Source organism: Roseobacter sp. HKCCA0434 (genome assembly GCF_032464675.1).
Taxonomy (GTDB): Bacteria; Pseudomonadota; Alphaproteobacteria; order Rhodobacterales; family Rhodobacteraceae; genus Pontivivens.
The window spans coordinates 59,094-79,216 of record NZ_JAWDKL010000001.1; the positions used below are offsets into that span (position 1 = coordinate 59,094).

Genomic DNA, 20,123 nt, shown 5'->3' on the forward strand with positions numbered 1-20,123 from the left:
TCGCCGCGCGCCCCGCTAAACCCGCGTCCGGGAACCGGACGAGGGATTTGGCGCGATGGCACTGGACAAGAATTTCGACGCGAGCACCAGCGAGGCGGCGATCGCGACCGCCTGGGAAGCGGCGGGCGCCTTCCGCGCGGGCGCGAACAAGTCGCGCGACGAAAGCTTCTGCATCATGATCCCGCCGCCCAACGTGACGGGCAGCCTGCACATGGGCCACGCGTTCAACAATACGTTGCAGGACATCCTCGTCCGCTGGCACCGGATGCGCGGCTTCGACACGCTGTGGCAGCCGGGGCAGGACCATGCGGGCATCGCCACGCAGATGGTGGTGGAGCGTCAGCTTGCCGAACGGGGCGAGAAGGGGCGGCGCGAACTGGGGCGCGAGGCGTTCCTCGACAAGGTCTGGGAGTGGAAGGGCGAGTCCGGCGGGCGCATCATCGAGCAGTTGAAGCGCCTCGGCGCCTCCTGCGACTGGGAGCGCAACGCCTTCACCATGGCGGGCGCGCCCGGCGATCCGCGCACGGGGCATGAGAACTCCCCCGATTTCCATGCCGCGGTCATCAAGACTTTCGTCGAGATGTACGAGAAGGGGCTGATCTATCGCGGCAAGCGGCTGGTCAACTGGGACCCGAAATTCGAGACCGCGATCTCCGACCTCGAAGTGGAGAACCGCGAGGTGCCCGGCCACATGTGGCACTTCAAGTACCCGCTCGCCGGGGGCGAGACCTATGAATATGTCGAGAAGGACGCGGACGGCACCGTCACCCTGCGCGAGACCCGCGACTACATCTCGATCGCCACGACCCGGCCCGAAACCATGCTGGGCGACGGGGCGGTCGCGGTGCATCCCGACGACGAACGCTACGCCCCCATCGTCGGCAAGCTGTGCGAAATCCCGGTCGGGCCGAAGGAGACGCGTCGCCTGATCCCGATCATCACCGACGAGTACCCGGACATGAATTTCGGGTCAGGTGCGGTGAAGATCACCGGCGCGCATGATTTCAACGACTACCAGGTTGCCAAGCGCGGCGGCATCCCGATGTACCGCCTGATGAACACGGTCGCCGCGATGCGCGACGATGGGCTGAGCTATGCCGAGAGCGCGGCGAAGGCGCAGGCGTTCCTAGACGGGGCGGCGTTCACCGAGGCCGAGGTCGATCAGGTGAACCTGGTGCCCGACGAGTATCGCGGGCTGGACCGGTTCGCGGCGCGCGAGGCCATCGTCGCGGCGATCACTGCCGAGGGGCTGGCCGTCATGGTGCCGAACCCGGATGCCGAGAAGGAGCAAGAGGAGGGCGCGGAGCCGGTGCCCGCTACCATCCCGCTCGTCGAGAACAAGCCGATCATGCAGCCATTCGGCGACCGCTCGGGCGTGGTGATCGAGCCGATGCTGACAGACCAGTGGTTCGTGGATGCCGCGAAACTCGCGGGCCCCGCGATGGAGGCCGTCCGCTCGGGCGAAACGCAGATCCTGCCGGAGCGCGACGCCAAGGTCTATTTTCACTGGATGGAGAATATCGAGCCGTGGTGCATTTCGCGCCAGCTCTGGTGGGGGCACCGGGTGCCGGTTTGGTATGGTCTTCCCGTTGTCGAGGCCGTTGATGCGATGTTGGCATCTGACCTGATCGACGGCGATGTGGCTCTGCTTCGCGCCTACGCTGACACCTTACACTTCCATCCCGAGCCATCTGTCTGGCGCTCGGCTCTCTCGGCTGACGAGGCGGTGAATATGATGCGCGACCACTATGCGTCTGCGCGCACTCCTTTTGGTTCGAAAGGCTGGCAAGTTGTCGAAGTAGATTCGCCGACCGATGCCGTTGAAGTCTTTCTGCAGGGCTTGGCGCAAGGCGAGGCAGTCGCACCAGTTTGGCAAGACCCCGACGTCCTCGACACCTGGTTCTCTTCCGGCCTCTGGCCGATGGGCACGCTCGGCTGGCCGGATCAGACCGAGGAGCTGGCGCGCTACTACCCCACCTCCGTCCTCGTGACCGGGTTCGACATCATCTTCTTCTGGGTCGCACGGATGATGATGATGCAAAAGGAGATGGACCCCGCCGCCCGCGCGCCGTTCCACACCGTCTATGTCCACGCGCTCGTCCGTGACGAGAAGGGGCAGAAAATGTCGAAGTCGAAGGGCAACGTGCTCGACCCCTTGGACCTGATCGACCAGTACGGGGCGGATGCGGTGCGCTTCACCCTCACCGCGATGGCGGCGATGGGGCGGGATCTGAAACTCTCGACCCAGCGGATCGAGGGCTACCGCAATTTCGGAACGAAGCTGTGGAACGCCGCCCGCTTCGCCGAGATGAACGAGTGTCGGCCCGAGGGGCGCCCCGAGCCCCGCGCCAAGGTGAACCGCTGGATCGTGGGCGAGACGGCGCGCGCGAAGCTCGCCTTCGACGAGGCGGTCGGGGCCTATCGCTTCAACGATGCGGCGAGCGCGCTCTACGCCCATGTCTGGGGCACGGTCTGCGACTGGTATGTCGAGTTCGCCAAACCCATGCTGCAAGGCGATGACGAGGCGCTGCGGGCCGAGACGCGCGCGACGATGGCCTGGGCCATCGACCAGTGCCTGATCCTGCTGCACCCGATCATGCCCTTCATCACCGAGGAGCTGTGGAAGAGCCTCGCGACCCGCGAGGAGATGCTGGTCACGACCGACTGGCCGGACTATGGCGCGGAGCTGATCGACGCCGAGGCCGATGCCGAGATCGGCTGGATCCGCGCGCTGATCGAGGAGATCCGCTCGGTGCGCGCGGAGATGAACGTGGCGGGCGGGGCCAAGACCGGGCTGGTGCTGGTCGGGGCCGACGATGTCACCCGCCAACGCTTCGAGGACAATCGCGCGCTGGTCGAGCGGTTGGCACGGATCGAGAGCGTCGAATATGCGGACGCCGTGCCGCAGGGCGCGGTGACGCTGGGTGTGGCCGGTGCGACGGTCTGCCTGCCGCTCGCCGGTCTGGTCGACGTGGCGGCGGAGGCGAAGCGGCTCGACAAGGCGCTCGGCAAGCTTGGCAAGGAGATCGGCGGGCTGGAGAAGAAGCTCGGCAACGAGAAGTTCCTCGCCAAGGCGCCCGAAGAGGTCGTGGCCGAACAGCGCGAGCGGCTGGAGGCGGCCGAGACCGAGGCGGAGAAGCTGCGCGCGGCGCAGGCCCGGCTGGACGCGCTGGCATGAGCGCGCGGCTGACCCCGCTGGCCGAGCGTCTGCCCTCCACCGTGCCCTTCGTGGGCCCGGAAACGCAGGAGCGGGCGCGGGGAGCCGCATTCGACGCGCGGCTCGGCGCGAACGAGAGCGGCTTCGGCCCCTCGCCGCGCGCGATCGAGGCGATGGCGCGGGCGGCAGGCGACGCGTGGAAATACGGTGATCCCGAGAACCACGACCTGCGCACGGCCCTTGCCGCGCATTACGGCATCGGCATGGAGAATGTCGTGGTGGGCGAGGGGATCGACGGGCTGCTCGGCTATCTCGTGCGGCTGTTCGTGGAACCGGGCGATGCTGTCGTGACCTCGGCCGGGGCCTACCCGACCTTCAACTACCATGTCGCGGGGTTCGGCGGCGTGCTGCACACCGTGCCCTATCGCGACGATGCCGAGGATCCCGAGGCGTTGATCGCCAAGGCGCGCGAGGTCGGGGCCAAGCTGATCTACTTCGCCAATCCCGACAATCCGATGGGGTCGTGGCATCCGGCGGGTGTTGTGCAGCGGATGATCGAGGCGGTGCCCGAGGGGTGCCTGCTCTGTCTCGACGAGGCTTACGGCGAGTTCGCGCCCGATGGAACGCTGCCGCCGCTCGACATGGGCGATCCGCGCGTGATCCGGATGCGAACCTTCTCGAAGGCCTACGGTATGGCGGGCGCCCGGATCGGCTACGCGTTGGGTGCGGCGGAGGTGATCGGCGCGTTCGACAAGGTGCGCAACCATTTCGGGGTCAACCGCATCGCGCAGGCGGGCGCGCTCGCCGCGCTGGGTGACGGGGCCTGGCTGGCGGAGGTCGTGGCGCGGACACGTGAGGCGCGGGACAGAATCTCGCAACTCGTCGCGGAACTGGGGCTGACGGCTTTGCCGTCCGCCACGAATTTCGTGGCGGTCGACTGCGGCGCTGACGCGGAACGTGCAAAGGCGATTCTCGATTCGCTCATAAGGCGTGGGGTCTTCGTCCGGATGCCCTTCGTCGCACCGCAGAACCGCTGCATCCGCATCTCTACCGGGAACAAAGGTGAACTCGATAAGCTGGAGGTTGAGCTGCGTGACGTGCTCTCAACCTTTCCTAATATTCGGTAAACCGCAGGACCTTTTCTCAATATCTCGTTAACCATTGCGGGCGAATTTTATAAGCATTGTAAAAGACGCCTTAGCGGATTGCCGCAAAACCATTTTTCGAAAACATTTTTTGCTCGCACGGGGGGCGGCGTTTCCACGCCGCCCCCTGCTCTTTCCGGATCGGCGGTCCATGATGGCGGAAAGGATGGCGTCCGCTCGGCGGGTGATTCGAACCGGGGATCGATCGAATGAATATGCGCAAGAAGGCCGACCTGCCGGAGAAGATCTGTGCTGAGTGCAAGCGACCTTTCAGTTGGAGGCGCAAATGGGCGCGCGACTGGGAGGCGGTGCGCTACTGCTCGGAACGGTGCCGCCGTGCTGCTCGCTTGAACCGGTCGGAGTGATCGGCTAGGCGGTTCGCAAAACCCAGTGGAGACCGAGATGAGCGCACCCAAGAAAGTCGTCCTTGCCTATTCCGGGGGCCTCGACACCTCCATCATCCTCAAATGGCTGCAGACGGAATATGGCTGCGAGGTCGTGACCTTCACCGCCGATCTGGGGCAGGGCGAGGAACTGGAACCGGCGCGCAAGAAGGCAGAACTGCTGGGGATCAAGCCGGAGAACATCTTCATCGAGGACGTCCGAGAGGAGTTCGTGCGCGATTTCGTCTTCCCGATGTTCCGGGCGAACGCGGTCTACGAGGGGCTGTACCTGCTGGGCACTTCCATCGCGCGGCCGCTGATCTCCAAGCGTCTGGTGGAGATCGCCGCGGAAACGGGGGCCGATGCCGTGGCGCACGGCGCGACCGGCAAGGGCAACGACCAGGTGCGGTTCGAGCTGTCGGCCTACGCGCTCAACCCCGAGATCAAGGTGATCGCGCCGTGGCGGGAATGGGACCTGACCTCGCGCACCCGGCTGCTGGAATTCGCCGAGGCGCACCAGATCCCGATCGCCAAGGACAAGCGCGGGGAGGCGCCGTTCTCGGTCGATGCCAACCTGCTGCACACCTCGTCGGAAGGGAAGGTGCTGGAGGATCCGGCGCAGGACGCGCCCGACTATGTCTACCAGCGCACAGTCCATCCGGAGGATGCACCCGACACACCCCAGTTCGTCGAGATCACCTTCGAGAAGGGGGATGCCGTCGCCATCGACGGCGAGGCGATGTCGCCCGCCGCGATCCTGACCCGGCTGAACGAGCTCGGCGGCGCGCATGGGTGCGGACGGCTCGACCTGGTGGAGGGGCGCTATGTCGGGATGAAGTCGCGCGGCATCTACGAGACGCCCGGCGGCACGCTCCTGCTCGAGGCCCATCGCGGGATCGAGTCGATCACGCTCGATCGCGGGGCGGCGCATCTGAAGGACGAGCTGATGCCGCGCTATGCCGAGCTGATCTACAATGGCTACTGGTTCAGCCCGGAGCGCGAGATGCTGCAGGCCGCGATCGATCACAGCCAGGCGCGCGTGAACGGGACCGTCCGGCTGAAGCTCTACAAGGGATCCGCCCGGACCGTGGCCCGCTGGTCCGAGGACAGCCTCTATTCCGAGCAGCACGTCACCTTCGAGGAGGATGCGGGCGCCTACGATCAGAAGGACGCCGCCGGGTTCATCAAGATCAACGCGCTGCGACTGAAGCTGCTGGCGGCGCGGGACCGGCGCTAGTCCGACAGGGCCCGCGTCCTAGCTGGCGGCCCGTGTGGCGAGGTCGTCGGCGAGGCCGTCCGTCTGGGGCGATCGCCGGCGGCGGATGAGCTCGAACCGGCTGAGATTGCGTTCGATCGTCGATATCTGGCCGGCGAGCTCCCCCATCGTGCGGGCCGTGCGTTCGGCGACACTGGCGGTCGACTGGACCGAGCTTTCCATCGCCGTTATGGCGGATTCGATCTCGCCCAGGCCGGAATTCTGCTCGCGCGCGGTTTCGGCCACGTCGGCGACCTGGCGGGCCACCGTCTCCGTCTCGCCCGTGATCTCGTTCAGCATGCGGCCCGCGCGTTCGACCATCTCCACTCCGCCGACCATCGTGGCGGAGCTTTCCTCGATGAGTTTGGTGATGTCGCTCGCGGCGTCCGCGCTTCTTTGCGCCAGTCGCCTGACTTCGCTCGCGACCACGGCGAAGCCCTTGCCCGCTTCACCCGCCCGCGCGGCCTCCACCGCGGCGTTCAGCGCCAGCAGGTTGGTCTGGAAGGAAATGGCCTCGATCACGCCGAGGATTTCGCGCATCTCGCCCGAACCCTTGGAAATGCGTCCGACCGAGGCGATGGCCTGATCGGTCACGTCGCCGCCTTCACTGGCCCGCTGCGACAGACGCACCGCCATGTCCTGAACGGATTGCAGCCTGTCGCGGCTGCTGGCCAGCGCTTCGGTGAATTGCTGCGTGGTCGTCGCGGTCTGTTCGATGGCGGCGGCTTGCTGGGCGGCGCGATCCGAGACCGTGTCCGTGTCGTGCAGGACCTTCGATACCGTCTCGCGGGTCAGCTGGACGGTCCGGTCCGTCTCCATCAGGAGATCCTCGAGCGTCTCGGCGGTTCGGTTCGCCGTGGCGGCGATCTCGGCGAATGCGCCGTCCCCCGCGACGGGCATCCGGTGATCGAGCCGACCCTCGGCCAGCGCATCCAGGTGATCGCGCACGCCATCGAGGCTGGCCTCGATGGAGGCGAACATGGCGTTCATCTTGCGAGAGAAACTCTGAAAGACCTCTTCCTCGAAGGTCTCGTCCAGACGGGCGGAGAATCGCCCCTCGGCACCCTCGCTGACGACGCGGGCGAAGGAATCGTCGAATTGGCGCAGGGTTTCGTCGCGGGCCGACTTGGCCTCCTTCGCGAAAAGCATGGCCCGTTCCTCCGCCGCTCTCAGCGCCTCCGCCTCCGCCTGGGCGGTTTGGCGGGCCGCTTCCGTCTGGCGGCGCAGGATGCTGCGCACACGCAAGGCGCCGAGCATCACGCCGACCTGACTGGCCACGAAGACCGCGTGCCACAGGTTGCGTACGATCGAAGCCTCCGTCAGGTAGACCAGCTGCCCCGCGACCAGTGACAGCAGCAGGTGGTGCAGGATTATCACCAGGCCCCCGGTTACGATCGCCAGCCGGTTGTCGAGCCCGCCGATCATCGCCAGGGCGACGAAGAAATACATGTGCATGTCGACCTGGAGCGGGTGCCCGGCATAGATCGCCACCAGAAGCATGGGTTGCGCCGTGATCGCGATGGCGACCGCGATCAGTGCGGAGGTGCCGCGGCGCCTGACGAGCACCAGGGCGGGCAGCGCCACGGCGATCGAAACCAGCGGATAGATCCACCAATCGGGGACGCCGTTGAAGATGGCCAGTCCGGCCAGCGGCAGCGCGTGCAGGGCCGCGAAGACCGGAAGGAAGTGGAGCGGCGCGAAATGTCGGTCGAGCCAAGTCATGCGAGGTCTCCGCAGCCGGTCGGGATGGTGATGGCCAAGAGCACGCGCGCCCCGGCGCCCTCGATCACGCCCATGAGACCCGTCGTGATCGTCGGGCCACGGTCCCAGGTCACGAAGAGGCCGTAGTCGGTCGGCGACGGGCGATGGGTCAGCACCGGGATCGATAGCAACAGCACCGCCTGCAGGAGGATGATCGAATGGCTCACCTTGAAATTCCTTCCCTAGCCTCGCGCCACTCATCCCGCGAAAGGCTTAAGACTTCGTTTCCCGATCCCTTTCACGAGAGCGTGCATTCGCTTGTCGTACGACCGGACGCGACCCACCTGCTTGGGAAACGGGAGGATGACGAATGAAACTGCGACTGATTTTCCTGGCCGCGCTCGGCCTGCAGATCACCAATGCACAGGCGGAGGATCGTCAGACGGCGGTCTTCGCGGGCGGGTGCTTCTGGTGTGTCGAGGCCGATTTCGACAAGCTCGACGGTGTGCTCGCCACCACGTCCGGCTTCGCGGGCGGCACGGTCCCCAATCCCACCTACGAGCAGGTGGTGCGCGAGGATACCGGCCACCGTGAGGTCGTCGAGATCGCCTATGACGCGGAGATCGTCAGCTTCGAGGCGCTGGCGGAGTACCTGCTTCGCACGGTCGATCCGACGGATGCGGGCGGGCAGTTCTGCGATCGCGGCTTCAGCTACACGACGGCGATCTATGCGCAGGATGCCGCGCAGCTCGAGACCGCGCAAGCGGTCGTGGCGGAGCTGCAAGGGGAGCTCGACGCGCCGATCGTGACCGAGATCGTCGATGGCGGACAGTTCTATCCGGCCGAGGACTACCATCAGAACTACTACGAGGAACGGCCCTTGCGGTACCGCTTCTACCGTTCCCGCTGCGGGCGCGATGAGCGGGTCGAGGAGGTCTGGGGCTCGCAGATCGCGGGCTAGATCGCGCCCGCCAGCCACAGGGCGAGGCCGGTCGCGGCCCCGCCGCCAACCAGTGTGAGCACGGACGGGCGCAGTGACCAGGTGACGAGCGCGAAGAGGGCGAGCAGGCCCAGCTTCAGCCCGTCGAGCGTGCCGTCCGGGAAGAGAGCTGCCTCGGCGAGGTAGACGGCGAGGTTCAGCACCACCCCGACCACGGCCGCCGACACACCGGCCAGGGCCTGACGGATCCAGTGCTGGCGCTGCAGGGTCTCGACATGCGGCGCGGCTGCGAGGATCAGCACGAAGCTCGGCACGAAGGTGTAGAAGCAGGCGAGGCTCGCCGTCAGGACGCCGCTCGCCCCTCCGGTATGGCCCGCGAAGAACCCCGCGTAGACGTTCACCAGGATCAGCGGGCCGGGCGTCGCCTCGGCGATGGCGAGGCCGTTGAGCATCTGCTCCGCCGTCAGCCAGCCATAGGTCTCGACCGCGCGGTCGGCGACATAGGGCAGCAGCGCGTAGGCGCCGCCGAAGCTGACGAAGGCGGCGGAGAGGAACAGTTCCGCCACCCCGTCGAACGGATCGCGCCCGAGAGTCAGCCGCACCGCGAGGTAGGTTGCGAGCGTCAGGACGCCGCCGATGCCGATGATGCGGGCCGTGTTCCCGCGTGCCGTGCCCGGCGCGATGTCGGGTTGTGGAACGCGGGGCAGGGCGAAGCCCGCCAGTGCCGCCGCCGCGACGACCAGCGGAAAGGGAAGCCCCGCGAGGGCCAGCGCGAGGAACGCGGCGAGCGCGAGGGCCCTGTGCGGCCATCCGGGCAGCGAGCGCCGCGCCAGCGCGACGACCGCCCGTCCGACGATGACCAGCACTGCGGGCTGAATGCCGTAGAAGATCGCCGAGACGGGGCCGCTATCGCCCTTCGTGGCGGCGATCCAGGCCAGCAGGATCATCAACGCGGCCCCCGGCAGGATGAAGGCGAGCCCCGCCGCGATGCCGCCCCACAGCCCGTGCAGCCGCCAGCCGAGCCAGGTGGCGAGCTGCTGCGCCTCCGGTCCCGGCAGGAGCATGGCCACGTTGAGGCCCCGCTGGAAGCTGTCGGGTGCGACCCAGGCCCGCCGGGTCACGATCTCGTCCTGCATCAGCGCGATCTGGCCCGCGGGGCCGCCGAAGGACAGCAGGCCGATGCGCAGGTAGATCGGCAGCGCGTCGCGCAGGGTGGGGGTGGTCATGCCGGCACCTCCAGATCCGCGCCTGCGGCTCGCAGCGCGGCGAAGCCCCCGCCGACATAGGCCGCGTCGATGCCGTGCATCCGCGCGAGCGCGCAGGCGAAGCGGCTGACCTCGTGGCCATGCACGCAGAAGAAGGCGAGTGCCGAGCGGGTCAGCACCGGGTGCGCGTGGTCGAGCGTGTAGGGATCGATCCACTCGGCCCCGGCGATGGCGTGACTGGAGGCCGTGCGGGCCTGCGCCTTTCGCACGTCGATCAGGTGGATGGTTCCGTCGCGCGATTTGACGAGCGCATCGGCGGCGGACAGGCTAGGAAGATGATAGTCGGACATGTGTCACGCTCCCGCAATTGGGTCGCGCGATGCTTGGGCTTCGGGCGGCTGCCCTTGGCCAAGGTCCGGGAGATCGCAACACCCCGCGCGGTCAGTCTAGGCGGTTAGCGCGGATCTGTGAAGGTCATGTGACAGGAGAGCGCCATGCAGATCGACCATCTCGTCTTCGCCAGTTCGGACCTCGCCGCCGGGCGCGCCGCGATGGAGGAGCTGCTGGGCGTGCGGGCCGGGGGCGCGGGCGTGCATGCGCTGATGGGCACCCACAATGCGCTGTGGTCGCTGGGCGGGTGCTACATGGAGGTGATCGCCATCGACCCGAAAGCGCAGCCCTCGCGGCCACGTTGGTTCGGTCTCGACGACCCGGCGGTGCGGGCACGGCTGACCTCGCAGCCGCGACTGATCCACTGGCAGGTGCGGGTCGGCGATATCGATGCGGCGCGAGCATGGATGCCGCAGGGGACCGGACCGGCCATCGAGGTCACGCGCGACGATCTGAGCTGGCGGCTGACGGTGCGGGAGGATGGCGCCCTGTCGGCGGGCGGCGCGATCCCGACCCTCATCGAATGGGGTGATCCCACCCGTACGCCGGAGAAGACGCTGCCCGATGCGGGATTGCGGCTCGACCGCCTCGATGTGCCCGGCGATCCGGTGGAGCGGCTGGCGGACGTGCCGCGCGTTCGCTATGGCGCCGCGGCGCTGGCCGCACATGTAACCACGCCCGCGGGGCCGGTGCTGCTGACCTAGTAGGCGACGGCACCGAGATTGTTCGCGATGATGATGCGGATCGCGTAGATGCCGAAGATCACCACCAGAGGGGCGAGGTCGATGCCGCCGGTATCGGGGAGAACGCGGCGGATCGGGCCGTAGATCGGCTCCAGCAACCGCTGCAGGCCGGAATAGAGCTGGTAGACGAAGGGCTGGCGCATGTTCAGGACGTCGAAGCTGATCAGCCAGCTCAGCACCACGTGCGCGATGATGATCCACCACAGGATGTTGAGTGCGAGCAGGATGATGAGGGCGATCGAGGTCATGTGCGGTCTTTCGTGGCGTCCGGTTCGCGATCAGAGGTAATCGGGCGCGCGCCCCGCTGCAAGGTCATGGGGACGGGTGGACGGCATGGCGACCCGCGACGGGGCGGAGGCCATTTGCCGACATATGGTCAACGGAAAAAACGTTGCGCGATGCGGGCGGCGCATGTCCTATCGGCGCAAAGAGCGGGAGGAGGCTGGCTTGACCGATCCGAAGAAACGCGGCGTGCGCGCCTGGATGCTGGCCGACTGGGCCGGGCAGCCGTTCCACACGCTCTGCATCACGTTCGTCTTCGCGCCCTGGTTCGTGGAGTTCGGCCTGGGCGGCGGTGACGAAGCGCAGGCGACCTGGGGTTACATGACCGGGACGGCGGCGCTCATCGTCGCGGTGCTCGCCCCGGTGCTCGGCGCGATGGCGGACGTGTCGGGGCCGCGCAAGCCGTGGATCGCGGGGCTGTCGGCGATCCATGTGATCGCGGTCGCGGCGCTGTGGCTTGGGACCCCTGCGATGGAGGATCCGTGGGTCGTGCTGCTCGCCTTCGGCGTGGCGCTGATCGCGACGGAGCTGGCCTTCATCTTCCTCAACGCGATGCTGCCCGATCTGGGGTCGGAGGAGGAGATCGGGCGGATCTCGGGCTCTGCCTGGGCGATGGGATATACGGGCGGGCTGGTGAGCCTCATCGTCGTTCTTGGGTTCATGATCGGCGATCCTGAAACCGGGCTCACGCGCCTCGGGATCGAGCCGATCCTTGGTCTCGATCCAACGCAGGGCGAAGGCAGTCGGGCGTCGGGGCCGTTTTCTGCCATCTGGTATGCCGTCTTCATCATACCGCTTTTCCTTTTTACGCCGGACGTGAAGCGCAAGCCGGCAGGAGCATCGGCGAAGCAGGGTTTGAGGGAATTGGGGCAGATGATCAAAGACTTGCCCAATCGTCCGTCCCTAATGTCTTTCCTCGCCTCGTCGATGTTCTATCGCGATGCATTAGCTGCACTTTACGCGTTTGCAGGCATCTACGCCTTGGGGGTACTTGATCTCGCTCGGGACGATCTCGCTATTTTCGGCATCCTCGCGAACATCACCGGCGCGATCGGCGCATTCCTCGGCGGACGGGCGGACAGCCGGTTCGGGCCGAAGCCGGTGGTGACGGTCAGCGTGGCCTTGCTGGCGCTGTTCTCGCTGGTGCTGACGCTGACGACCGCGACATCCTTCCTTGGGATCGACCTCGGTGCCGAAAGTGGCGTGCCCACGCTGATCTTCTTCGCGCTGGGCGGGTTCATTGGCGCGATGGGCGGGTCGTTGCAGGCCGCGTCGCGATCGCTGATGGTACGGCAGGCCAGCGATCCGGCAGTGATGACGCAGAGCTTCGGGCTCTACGGTCTCGCGGGGAAGGCGACGGCGTTCCTGGGGCTGTTCCTGATCGGCTTCGTCACCGACATCACAGAGAGTCAGCGGCTGGGCGTCACGCCGGTGATCGGCCTCTTCCTTCTGGGGCTGGTGCTGCTAGTCTGGGTGAAACCCAAGGGAGACAGGTATGCGTAAACACACGAGAAAGTTCCTCGCCGCCACTGTGGCGGCCTTCATCACCGCGGCCCCCGCCACGGCACAGACGGAGGCGCGGCAGCTCTTCGGCGCGGTGGAGGACGGATCGGGCGGCGTGGCGGAACCCTTCGGTTCCTACGCGCGCGGCTGCATGGCGGGTGCGATGCAGCTGGCCGAGACGGGGCCGAGCTGGCAGGCCATGCGCCTGAGCCGCAACCGCAACTGGGGCCATCCCGAAATGATCGCCTTCATCGAGCGGCTGGGCGAGGCCGCGCAGCAGGAGGCCGGCTGGGCCGGGATCTATGTGGGCGATATCAGCCAGCCGCGCGGCGGGCCGATGCTGACCGGTCACCGCTCGCACCAGATGGGTCTCGACGCGGATATCTGGATGCTGCCGCCCGAGCGGCTGAACCTGACCCGGCAGGAGCGGGAGAACATCTCTTCCATCTCGGTGCGGACCGAGGATCAGCGGCGGATCAACGGGAACTGGACGGACGGGCACCTCGCGGTGATGCGGGCCGCGGCCTCGGACCCGGCGGTTGCGCGTATCTTCGTCGCCGCGGCGGTGAAGCAGGAGATGTGCCGCGTCGCGGGCCCGGAGGACACCGAATGGCTGCGCAAGATCCGACCGTGGTGGGGACACAACTACCATTTCCATGTGCGGTTGACCTGCCCGGCGGGGGCGGGAGCCTGCGAGAACCAGGCGCCGATCCCGGCGGGCAGCGGCTGTGACGAGTCGCTCGCCTGGTGGACCTCGGACGAAGCGCTGAACCCGCAGCCGCGCGATCCGAACGCGCCGCCACCGACGCCGCGCCGTGAATACACGCTGGCCGATCTGCCGACGCAGTGCACGGGCGTGCTGACGCGGTGAGGATCTGGTCATCGCTGGCCGCCATCCTCGTCGCGGGCTGCGCGGCGGGGCAGGCGAACACGCAGGCGCTGCCGATGCTGGTAGGGCAGGCGGGGTGGGTCGAGGATGATCCGCGCTTCGGTGGATTCTCCGCGATCGAGCTGGCCGCGGACGGGCAGTCCATGCTGGCCCTGTCGGATCGCGGCTGGCTGGTGCGCGCCTCGCTGGCGCGTGGGGCGACGGGACGGCTCGGCGGTGTCGATCTGATCGAGGAGATCGCGCTGAAGGATGTCGACGGCAACCCGCTGGCCGAGGCGCAGGTCGATAGCGAGGGACTGGCGGAGATCGGCGGGCAGCTCTTCGTCTCGCTCGAAGGGCGTAACGAGATCCTTCGCTACGCGAGCCTCGACGCCGTGCCGGACCGGGTGCCGGTTCCCGAGGGGATCGCGACCCTACAGCGCAATTCGGGGCTGGAGGCGCTGGCCGCGGACGGGCAGGGCAACCTGCTGGCCATCCCCGAGCGGTCGGGTCGGCTCGACCGGCCGTTTCCGGTCTGGCGCTGGGACGGTGCCGCCTGGGATACGGACCTTCAGGTGCCGAGGCGACCGCCCTTCCTGATCACCGATGCGGCTGTCGCGCCGGACGGACGGCTCTATGTGACGGAGCGGGATTTCACCGGCATCTCCTTCACCGTGCAGGTGCGCAGCTTCGCCGTCGGTGCCGTGCTGACGGACGAGCGTATCGAGATCGGGCCGCGCACGGATCTCGACAACGTGGAGGCCATCGATTTCTGGCAGGCGGGACCGGACGACACGCGGTTGCTACTGATGTCGGACGACAACTTCTTCTGGCTGCAGCGCACCTTGCTGTCCGAATTCCGCCTGGCGCCGTCGCGCTGATTGCGCGGCGGACCCGCGGCGTCTAAGAGGGCGCCGAACGATCCCATTCCCATCCCGGAGGCCTTGCCATGACCGCGCAACTGGAACAGACCATCGAAGCCGCCTGGGAGGCGCGCGCCGAGATCACGCCCTCCACCACCGGCGAGACCCGCGACGCGGTCGAGGAGACGCTCGACGCGCTCGAAGCCGGAACGCTGCGGGTCGCCGAGCCGACGGAGTCGGGTGTGTGGCAGGTCAACCAGTGGGCCAAGAAGGCGGTGCTGCTGTCCTTCCGCCTCAACGACATGAGCGTGCAGTCGGGCGGGCCGAACGGCGCGACCTGGTGGGACAAGGTGCCGTCGAAATTCGAGGGCTGGGGCGACAACCAGTGGCGCGAGGCGGGCTTCCGCGCGGTTCCGAATTGCGTCGTGCGCCGCTCGGCCCATATCGGCAAGGGCGTGGTTTTGATGCCCTCCTTCGTCAATCTCGGTGCCTATGTGGACGAGGGCACGATGGTCGACACCTGGGCGACCGTCGGGTCCTGCGCGCAGATCGGCAAGGACGTGCACCTGTCGGGCGGCGTCGGCATCGGCGGCGTGCTGGAGCCGATGCAGGCTGGCCCGACGATCATCGAGGACAACTGCTTCATCGGTGCGCGCTCCGAGGTGGTCGAGGGCTGCATCGTGCGCGAGGGGTCCGTGCTGGGCATGGGCGTCTATATCGGCAAGTCCACCAAGATCGTCGACCGCGAGACGGGCGAGGTCATGTACGGTGAAGTGCCGCCCTATTCGGTGGTGGTCTCGGGCTCCATGCCGTCGACCAACGGCGTGCACCTCTACTGTGCGGTCATCGTGAAGCGGGTGGACGAGAAGACCCGATCCAAGACCAGCGTGAACGAGCTGCTGCGCGATTGAGCCGCGTTCGGTTGGGATAGCTGGGGGCTGGGGGCCAGCCCCCAGACAAACCCATTTTCCGGGGGCCAGTCCCCCAGACCCCCTGGGGATATTTCGACGAAGAAGAAGGAGGCCGCGATGGCCCGCAAGGACAGCCGTCAACAGGTCTACACGCTGCTCGTCGAGGTGGGACGGTCCGAGGAGGACGATCTGCCGGAAAAGGCCACGGGCGGGGGGCTCGTCCTCTATTCCTCGGGCGTGGACGAGGCGGAGGCGGTGCGCGAGGCTGTCGCGATCCTCAAGCAGGCCGGTCTCGCTCCGCTCGACGTCACGGGCTACGGCACGCTGGCCGAACGGGAGGCGGAGGGTCACGAGATCGACGCGGAGGAGCGGGCATTGATGCAGCGCGCGCTCGAGGAGAACGCGGTGATCGTCGCGCAGATGACGCCGTATTTCGATTGATTGCACGCGGGCTGGACATTCGCGGCATGACCGTCATCCTTCGCCTCGACGGACGGAGGGCCTGAATGGGCAAGCGCATCTTCTTCACCGGCGGCACAGGCAAGGCGGGACGGCATGTCTGCCCGTGGCTGCGCGATGCCGGGCATCACGTGGTCAACGCGGACCTGACGCCGCTGGGGGCCGAGGGGATCGACGACATCTGGATTGACGTAACCGACAGCGGACAGGTCTTCGGCGCGCTGACGCAGCATGCCAATCTGGGCGAGCTGGAGGAGGGCGCACCGGGCGGATTCGACGCGGTGGTGCATTTCGCGGCGGTGCCGCGGATCCTGCTGAGATCGGACGCGGAATGCTTCCGCATCAACACCATCGGCACCTACAACGTGATCGAGGCGGCGGTGAAGCTGGGCATCCGCAAGATCGTCGTCGCTTCGTCGGAAACCGTCTATGGCACATGCTTTGCACAAGGGGACCTCCATCCCGCCAAGCTGCCGGTGACGGAGGACATGCCCGTCGCGCCGCAGGACAGCTACGCGATATCGAAGCGCTGCAACGAGGTGACGGCGGAAGGGTTCGCCGGGCGATCGGGCGCCGACATCTACGCGCTGCGCATCGGCAACGTGATCGAGCCGCACGAATATGACCTGTTCCCGGGCTTCTTCGCCGATCCGGGCGTGCGCAAGCGCAATATCTTCAATTACGTGGACGCGCGCGACCTGGGACAGATCGTCCACCGGGCGGTGGAGACGGACGGTCTGGGCTTTCGCATCTTCAACGCCGCGAACGACACCAATTCCGTCGATCGGCCCGCGCGCGAGCTGGCGGAGCGGTGGTTCCCCGGCGTGCCCTACGAAGGGCCGGGCGGGGATGCCGCGCTCTACGCGAACGACCGCATCCGCGACGAGCTCGGCTTCGTCGAACAGCATAACTGGCGACGCCATGTCGCGAAGGAGACCCAATGAAACGCAACCGTCTCGGCCGCTCCGACCTCGAGGTCAGCACGCTCTGCCTCGGCTCCATGACCTGGGGCACGCAGAACACCGAAGCCGAGGGCCACGCCCAGATCGATCGGTCGCTGGAGCGCGGCGTCAACTTCATCGACACGGCGGAGATGTATCCGACGACGCCCTTGTCCGCCGAAACCTGTACGGTGACCGAGCAGATCATCGGCAGCTGGATCGAGAAAAGCGGGCGTCGGGACGAGGTGGTCCTGGCGACCAAGGTCGTGGGTAACAATTTCTCCCACATGCGCGATGGCGGCCCGATCACGCCCGCGATCATCCGCGAAGCTGTGTCCGGCTCGCTGGAGCGGTTGAAGACGGATGTGATCGACCTCTACCAGCTGCACTGGCCGAATCGCGGTCACTACCATTTCCGCCGCCAGTGGGATTACGATCCTTCCGGACAGGATCGGGCCGCGGTGATCGACGACCTGACGCGGACCCTCGAGGCGCTCGCGAGGGAAGTCGAGGCGGGCCGCATCCGCTGGATCGGGCTGTCCAACGACACCGCGTGGGGTGTGCAGAAGATGTGCGAGATCGCCGAGCGCGAGGGCTTCCCCCGCGTGGTCTCGGTGCAGAACGAATACTCGCTGCTCTACCGGACCGCGGATCTCGACCTGGCCGAGACGCTGCATCACGAGGAGGTCGGGCTGCTGAGCTATTCGCCGATGGCGTGCGGGATGCTGAGTGGCAAATATTCAGGGGGTGCGACGCCCGAGGGGTCGCGGCGCGACGTATCCTCGGCGACGCTCGGGGACCGGACGACCGATGGCGGCCTGCAGGCGGCGCAGGATTACGTGGAACTGGCGCAGGATCACGGGCTCGACCCGATCCAGATGGCGCTGGCCTTCTGCATCTCGCGTCCCTTCATGGCGTCGACCATCTTCGGTGCGACGACGATGGACCAGCTTGATAATGCGCTCGACGCGGCCGATCTGGAGCTGGGCCGCGAGGTGATGGACGGCATCGCCGATCTGCACCGCCGTTGGCCCGCGCCGTATTGAGGGGCAGGCGATGCAGGCGATCTTCCTCGATCTCGACGGCACGCTGGCGGACCCTTCGGAAGGGTGGTTCGCGGCCCTGTCCCATGCGCTGAAGGCTGCCGGGGCCGAAGTGCCGCCACGGGCGGAGCTGCGTTGGACCATCGGCCCGCCGATCTGGGAGGTGCTGGCGATCCTGCTGGGCGACAGCGCCGATATCGGCGAGGCGGTGACGGATTTCTTCGCCGCCTACATGGCCGGCGGGGTCGAGGAGGTCGAGCTGGTCGAGGATGTGGGCGAGATGCTCGAGGACCTGCGCGATCTCGACATCGCGGTCTACCTAACCTCAGTCCTGCCGACGCCGGTGGTCGAGCGGCAGGCGGAGGTGCTGGGGCTCGACGCGCATGTCGACCGGATCTTCGGCTCGGAAATCTCGGGCGAGAATGCGGACAAGACGGCGCTCTACGCCTATGTGCTGGATGAGACGGGTCACGATCCGGCGCGTTGCATCGTTCTGGGCGACCGGCGTCACGACATGGACGGGGCGCGCAACAACGACATACCGACTATCGGGGCCCTGTGGGGCTTCGCCGACGAGGAGGAACTGCACATGGCCGAAGCGGACGGACTGGCGGGCGCGCCCGAGGACGTGGTGGAGATCGCCGCCGATCTGATGGGGCTGGAGCTGTGAGGGCGCTCAGGGCTGCCCTGCTGGGCCTGAGCCTCGCCGCGGCTATGCCGGCCGCAGCGCAGGACGGGGTGGAGATGCGCGTGGTCGGGGACTTCACCCCGGACCGGGCACAGTCGCTGGCCGTGCTGCAGGCGACAACGCGGTTCTGGGTGCTGCGGGACGCCGGTGACGCGGCCGCCGCGCGGGCGATGATGTCGCCCGAGCTGCAGGCCGTGGTGACAGAAGCGCAGCTGGCCGAGATCTTCGCCCAGACGCCGCCCTTCTCGGTCCAGCGTCGCCCGACCAAGCTGACCTGGTATCACCAGCAGCCGCAATGGCCCGGCACCTCAGCCGCCGTCGACTGGCGCGCGGGCGCGGGCGAGGGTCTGCAGGGCGGCGGTTACCTGATCTGGACGGTGCAGCCGGGCGGAGGCTTGGCGCTGCAACGGCTCGACATGACCGACCTGCGATGAGCGTCGATCCCGTCGCGCTGACGCAGGAGCTGATCCGCTGCCCCTCCGTGACGCCCGAGGAGGGCGGCGCGATCGTTCTTCTGGATAAGCTGATGTCGGAGGCCGGGTTCAGGACAGAGCGGGTGGATCGCAACGGGATCGCCAATCTCTTCGCGCGCTGGGGCGAAGGGCGCAACGGGCGCACCTTCGGCTTCAACGGGCATACCGACGTGGTGCCGGTCGGAGATCCCGCGGACTGGACGCACGATCCGTTCGGCGCGGAGATCGTGGATGGCATCCTCTACGGACGCGGAGCCTGCGACATGAAGTCGGGCGTCGCCGCCTTCGCCGCCGCGGCCATCGACTTCGTGCGCGATACGCCGCCCGACGGCTCCATCGTGCTGACCATCACGGGGGACGAGGAGGGCGACGGCGTCGACGGTACCGCCGCGATTCTCGACTGGATGGACGCGCAGGGCGAGCGGATGGATCATTGCCTGGTGGGCGAGCCGACCTGCCCGGAGCGGATGGGCGAGATGATGAAGATCGGGCGGCGCGGTTCGATGACCGCCTGGATCACGGCGACCGGGCGGCAGGGTCATGCCGCCTATCCGCACCGCGCGCTCAATCCGCTGCCGCCGCTCGTGCGCTATCTCGACCGTCTGGCGAGCCGGGACCTGGATGGCGGGACGGACCATTTCGACCCGTCCACGCTGGCCATCGTGACGGTGGACACCGGCAACCCGGCCAACAACGTGATCCCGGCCAAGGCGACGGCTTGCGTCAATATCCGGTTCAACGATGCGCACCACTCGGACGACCTGAGCGCATGGCTGAGACAGGAGGCGCAGCAGATCGCACGCGAGAGCGGCGTCGCGATGGACCTGCGGATCAAGGTGTCCGGCGAGAGCTTCGTGACGCCTCCGGGAGAGCTCTCCGACCTGATCGGCGCCGCGGTCGAGGCGGAGACCGGCGTCGCCCCTACGCTGTCGACAACGGGCGGCACCTCGGACGCGCGGTTCGTGAAGGATCACTGTCCGGTGGTCGAGTTCGGACTGGTCGGACAATCCATGCATCAGGTCGACGAACATGTCGCGGTCGCGCATGTGCATCAGCTCAAGGCAATCTACACGCGGATCCTCGAAGGCTATTTCGCGCGCTGACCCATCGCGATGCCTTGCCCCGAGCATCATCAAAACTGATCGCACTTGCGCTGGACAGGCGCGCGCGCAG

Annotated in this window: 21 protein-coding genes; 16 read left to right on the forward strand and 5 right to left on the reverse strand. The window is 67.3% G+C overall.

From position 1 onward, the window contains the following. Nucleotides 1-55: 55 nt before the first annotated feature. From RX333_RS00310 to RX333_RS00325, 4 genes are all read left to right on the forward strand, one after another. On the forward strand, nucleotides 56-3,178 hold the full coding sequence (locus RX333_RS00310; protein ID WP_316012904.1) for a valine--tRNA ligase: 3,123 nt from the start codon (nucleotides 56-58) through the stop codon (nucleotides 3,176-3,178). Further along, nucleotides 3,175-4,284 carry a pyridoxal phosphate-dependent aminotransferase gene (locus RX333_RS00315; RefSeq protein WP_316012905.1) on the forward strand — a complete coding sequence of 370 codons (1,110 nt, stop codon included), beginning with the start codon at nucleotides 3,175-3,177 and terminating at the stop codon, nucleotides 4,282-4,284. Before RX333_RS00310 ends, RX333_RS00315 begins: the two co-directional genes overlap by 4 nt. A 233-nt stretch (nucleotides 4,285-4,517) precedes the next feature. Then, on the forward strand, nucleotides 4,518-4,667 hold the full coding sequence (locus RX333_RS00320; protein WP_316013231.1) for a DUF2256 domain-containing protein: 150 nt from the start codon (nucleotides 4,518-4,520) through the stop codon (nucleotides 4,665-4,667). A gap of 37 nt (nucleotides 4,668-4,704) precedes the next feature. Continuing rightward, the gene (locus RX333_RS00325) at nucleotides 4,705-5,922 is read left to right on the forward strand and encodes an argininosuccinate synthase (RefSeq protein ID WP_316012906.1); all 1,218 of its coding nucleotides are present in this window, start codon (nucleotides 4,705-4,707) and stop codon (nucleotides 5,920-5,922) included. Between the two features lie 18 nt (nucleotides 5,923-5,940). On the opposite strand, the gene RX333_RS00330 is transcribed toward RX333_RS00325, so the two are convergent. Continuing rightward, a complete protein-coding gene (locus RX333_RS00330; protein ID WP_316012907.1) occupies nucleotides 5,941-7,662 on the reverse strand; it encodes a methyl-accepting chemotaxis protein in 1,722 nt (573 codons plus the stop codon). Then, nucleotides 7,659-7,868 (reverse strand): hypothetical protein, encoded by a 210-nt coding sequence (locus RX333_RS00335; protein WP_316012908.1) that lies wholly within the window; start codon nucleotides 7,866-7,868, stop codon nucleotides 7,659-7,661. Before RX333_RS00335 ends, RX333_RS00330 begins: the two co-directional genes overlap by 4 nt. A gap of 143 nt (nucleotides 7,869-8,011) precedes the next feature. Between RX333_RS00335 and msrA the strand changes: the two genes are divergently transcribed. Beyond that, entirely contained in the window at nucleotides 8,012-8,602 is a 591-nt protein-coding gene (gene msrA / locus RX333_RS00340; protein WP_316012909.1) for a peptide-methionine (S)-S-oxide reductase MsrA, read from the forward strand. On the opposite strand, the gene chrA is transcribed toward msrA, so the two are convergent. Both chrA and RX333_RS00350 read right to left on the reverse strand, forming a co-directional pair. Further along, on the reverse strand, nucleotides 8,599-9,807 hold the full coding sequence (gene chrA / locus RX333_RS00345; RefSeq protein ID WP_316012910.1) for a chromate efflux transporter: 1,209 nt from the start codon (nucleotides 9,805-9,807) through the stop codon (nucleotides 8,599-8,601). The two genes, msrA and chrA, sit on opposite strands and share 4 nt — an antisense overlap. After that, nucleotides 9,804-10,136 carry a sulfurtransferase gene (locus tag RX333_RS00350; RefSeq protein ID WP_316012911.1) on the reverse strand — a complete coding sequence of 111 codons (333 nt, stop codon included), beginning with the start codon at nucleotides 10,134-10,136 and terminating at the stop codon, nucleotides 9,804-9,806. The genes chrA and RX333_RS00350 overlap by 4 nt, the downstream gene beginning before the upstream one ends. 144 nt (nucleotides 10,137-10,280) lie before the next feature. On the opposite strand from RX333_RS00350, the gene RX333_RS00355 reads away from it, so the two are divergent. Then, a complete protein-coding gene (locus RX333_RS00355) occupies nucleotides 10,281-10,880 on the forward strand; it encodes a VOC family protein (RefSeq protein WP_316012912.1) in 600 nt (199 codons plus the stop codon). On the opposite strand, the gene RX333_RS00360 is transcribed toward RX333_RS00355, so the two are convergent. Beyond that, complete coding sequence (locus RX333_RS00360; RefSeq protein ID WP_316012913.1) at nucleotides 10,877-11,167, reverse strand: YggT family protein; 291 nt, start codon at nucleotides 11,165-11,167, stop codon at nucleotides 10,877-10,879. The two genes, RX333_RS00355 and RX333_RS00360, sit on opposite strands and share 4 nt — an antisense overlap. A gap of 199 nt (nucleotides 11,168-11,366) precedes the next feature. On the opposite strand from RX333_RS00360, the gene RX333_RS00365 reads away from it, so the two are divergent. From RX333_RS00365 to dapE, 10 genes are all read left to right on the forward strand, one after another. Next, nucleotides 11,367-12,704, forward strand: a complete 1,338-nt coding sequence (locus RX333_RS00365) for an MFS transporter (protein WP_316012914.1) — start codon at nucleotides 11,367-11,369, stop codon at nucleotides 12,702-12,704. Further along, on the forward strand, nucleotides 12,697-13,575 hold the full coding sequence (gene mepA, locus RX333_RS00370; protein ID WP_316012915.1) for a penicillin-insensitive murein endopeptidase: 879 nt from the start codon (nucleotides 12,697-12,699) through the stop codon (nucleotides 13,573-13,575). The genes RX333_RS00365 and mepA overlap by 8 nt, the downstream gene beginning before the upstream one ends. Next, nucleotides 13,572-14,453 carry an esterase-like activity of phytase family protein gene (locus RX333_RS00375; protein WP_316012916.1) on the forward strand — a complete coding sequence of 294 codons (882 nt, stop codon included), beginning with the start codon at nucleotides 13,572-13,574 and terminating at the stop codon, nucleotides 14,451-14,453. Before mepA ends, RX333_RS00375 begins: the two co-directional genes overlap by 4 nt. Nucleotides 14,454-14,521: 68 nt before the next feature. Then, nucleotides 14,522-15,346: a 2,3,4,5-tetrahydropyridine-2,6-dicarboxylate N-succinyltransferase gene (gene dapD / locus RX333_RS00380; RefSeq protein WP_316012917.1), complete on the forward strand. Its 825-nt coding sequence runs from the start codon at nucleotides 14,522-14,524 to the stop codon at nucleotides 15,344-15,346. A gap of 117 nt (nucleotides 15,347-15,463) precedes the next feature. After that, the gene (locus tag RX333_RS00385; RefSeq protein ID WP_316012918.1) at nucleotides 15,464-15,787 is read left to right on the forward strand and encodes a hypothetical protein; all 324 of its coding nucleotides are present in this window, start codon (nucleotides 15,464-15,466) and stop codon (nucleotides 15,785-15,787) included. Nucleotides 15,788-15,852: 65 nt separating this feature from the next. After that, entirely contained in the window at nucleotides 15,853-16,749 is an 897-nt protein-coding gene (locus tag RX333_RS00390; RefSeq protein WP_316012919.1) for an NAD(P)-dependent oxidoreductase, read from the forward strand. Beyond that, entirely contained in the window at nucleotides 16,746-17,792 is a 1,047-nt protein-coding gene (locus tag RX333_RS00395) for an aldo/keto reductase (RefSeq protein WP_316012920.1), read from the forward strand. The genes RX333_RS00390 and RX333_RS00395 overlap by 4 nt, the downstream gene beginning before the upstream one ends. 10 nt (nucleotides 17,793-17,802) lie before the next feature. Continuing rightward, a complete protein-coding gene (locus tag RX333_RS00400; RefSeq protein ID WP_316012921.1) occupies nucleotides 17,803-18,459 on the forward strand; it encodes an HAD hydrolase-like protein in 657 nt (218 codons plus the stop codon). Further along, entirely contained in the window at nucleotides 18,456-18,911 is a 456-nt protein-coding gene (locus RX333_RS00405; RefSeq protein ID WP_316012922.1) for a hypothetical protein, read from the forward strand. Before RX333_RS00400 ends, RX333_RS00405 begins: the two co-directional genes overlap by 4 nt. Continuing rightward, the gene (dapE, locus tag RX333_RS00410; RefSeq protein WP_316012923.1) at nucleotides 18,908-20,053 is read left to right on the forward strand and encodes a succinyl-diaminopimelate desuccinylase; all 1,146 of its coding nucleotides are present in this window, start codon (nucleotides 18,908-18,910) and stop codon (nucleotides 20,051-20,053) included. The genes RX333_RS00405 and dapE overlap by 4 nt, the downstream gene beginning before the upstream one ends. The last annotated feature ends 70 nt before the right edge of the window (nucleotides 20,054-20,123 follow it).

What these genes read in the sequence shown, in the direction of transcription:
- RX333_RS00350 (WP_316012911.1), bottom strand. Translation starts at nt 10,136, where the DNA reads ATGTCCGACTATCATCTTCCTAGCCTGTCCGCCGCCGATGCGCTCGTC.
- RX333_RS00395 (WP_316012920.1), top strand. Translation starts at nt 16,746, where the DNA reads ATGAAACGCAACCGTCTCGGCCGCTCCGACCTCGAGGTCAGCACGCTC.
- RX333_RS00360 (WP_316012913.1), bottom strand. Translation starts at nt 11,167, where the DNA reads ATGACCTCGATCGCCCTCATCATCCTGCTCGCACTCAACATCCTGTGG.
- RX333_RS00355 (WP_316012912.1), top strand. Translation starts at nt 10,281, where the DNA reads ATGCAGATCGACCATCTCGTCTTCGCCAGTTCGGACCTCGCCGCCGGG.
- RX333_RS00310 (WP_316012904.1), top strand. Translation starts at nt 56, where the DNA reads ATGGCACTGGACAAGAATTTCGACGCGAGCACCAGCGAGGCGGCGATC.
- RX333_RS00330 (WP_316012907.1), bottom strand. Translation starts at nt 7,662, where the DNA reads ATGACTTGGCTCGACCGACATTTCGCGCCGCTCCACTTCCTTCCGGTC.
- chrA (WP_316012910.1), bottom strand. Translation starts at nt 9,807, where the DNA reads ATGACCACCCCCACCCTGCGCGACGCGCTGCCGATCTACCTGCGCATC.
- RX333_RS00390 (WP_316012919.1), top strand. Translation starts at nt 15,853, where the DNA reads ATGGGCAAGCGCATCTTCTTCACCGGCGGCACAGGCAAGGCGGGACGG.
- dapE (WP_316012923.1), top strand. Translation starts at nt 18,908, where the DNA reads ATGAGCGTCGATCCCGTCGCGCTGACGCAGGAGCTGATCCGCTGCCCC.
- RX333_RS00385 (WP_316012918.1), top strand. Translation starts at nt 15,464, where the DNA reads ATGGCCCGCAAGGACAGCCGTCAACAGGTCTACACGCTGCTCGTCGAG.
- RX333_RS00400 (WP_316012921.1), top strand. Translation starts at nt 17,803, where the DNA reads ATGCAGGCGATCTTCCTCGATCTCGACGGCACGCTGGCGGACCCTTCG.
- dapD (WP_316012917.1), top strand. Translation starts at nt 14,522, where the DNA reads ATGACCGCGCAACTGGAACAGACCATCGAAGCCGCCTGGGAGGCGCGC.
- RX333_RS00315 (WP_316012905.1), top strand. Translation starts at nt 3,175, where the DNA reads ATGAGCGCGCGGCTGACCCCGCTGGCCGAGCGTCTGCCCTCCACCGTG.
- RX333_RS00325 (WP_316012906.1), top strand. Translation starts at nt 4,705, where the DNA reads ATGAGCGCACCCAAGAAAGTCGTCCTTGCCTATTCCGGGGGCCTCGAC.
- mepA (WP_316012915.1), top strand. Translation starts at nt 12,697, where the DNA reads ATGCGTAAACACACGAGAAAGTTCCTCGCCGCCACTGTGGCGGCCTTC.
- RX333_RS00320 (WP_316013231.1), top strand. Translation starts at nt 4,518, where the DNA reads ATGCGCAAGAAGGCCGACCTGCCGGAGAAGATCTGTGCTGAGTGCAAG.
- msrA (WP_316012909.1), top strand. Translation starts at nt 8,012, where the DNA reads ATGAAACTGCGACTGATTTTCCTGGCCGCGCTCGGCCTGCAGATCACC.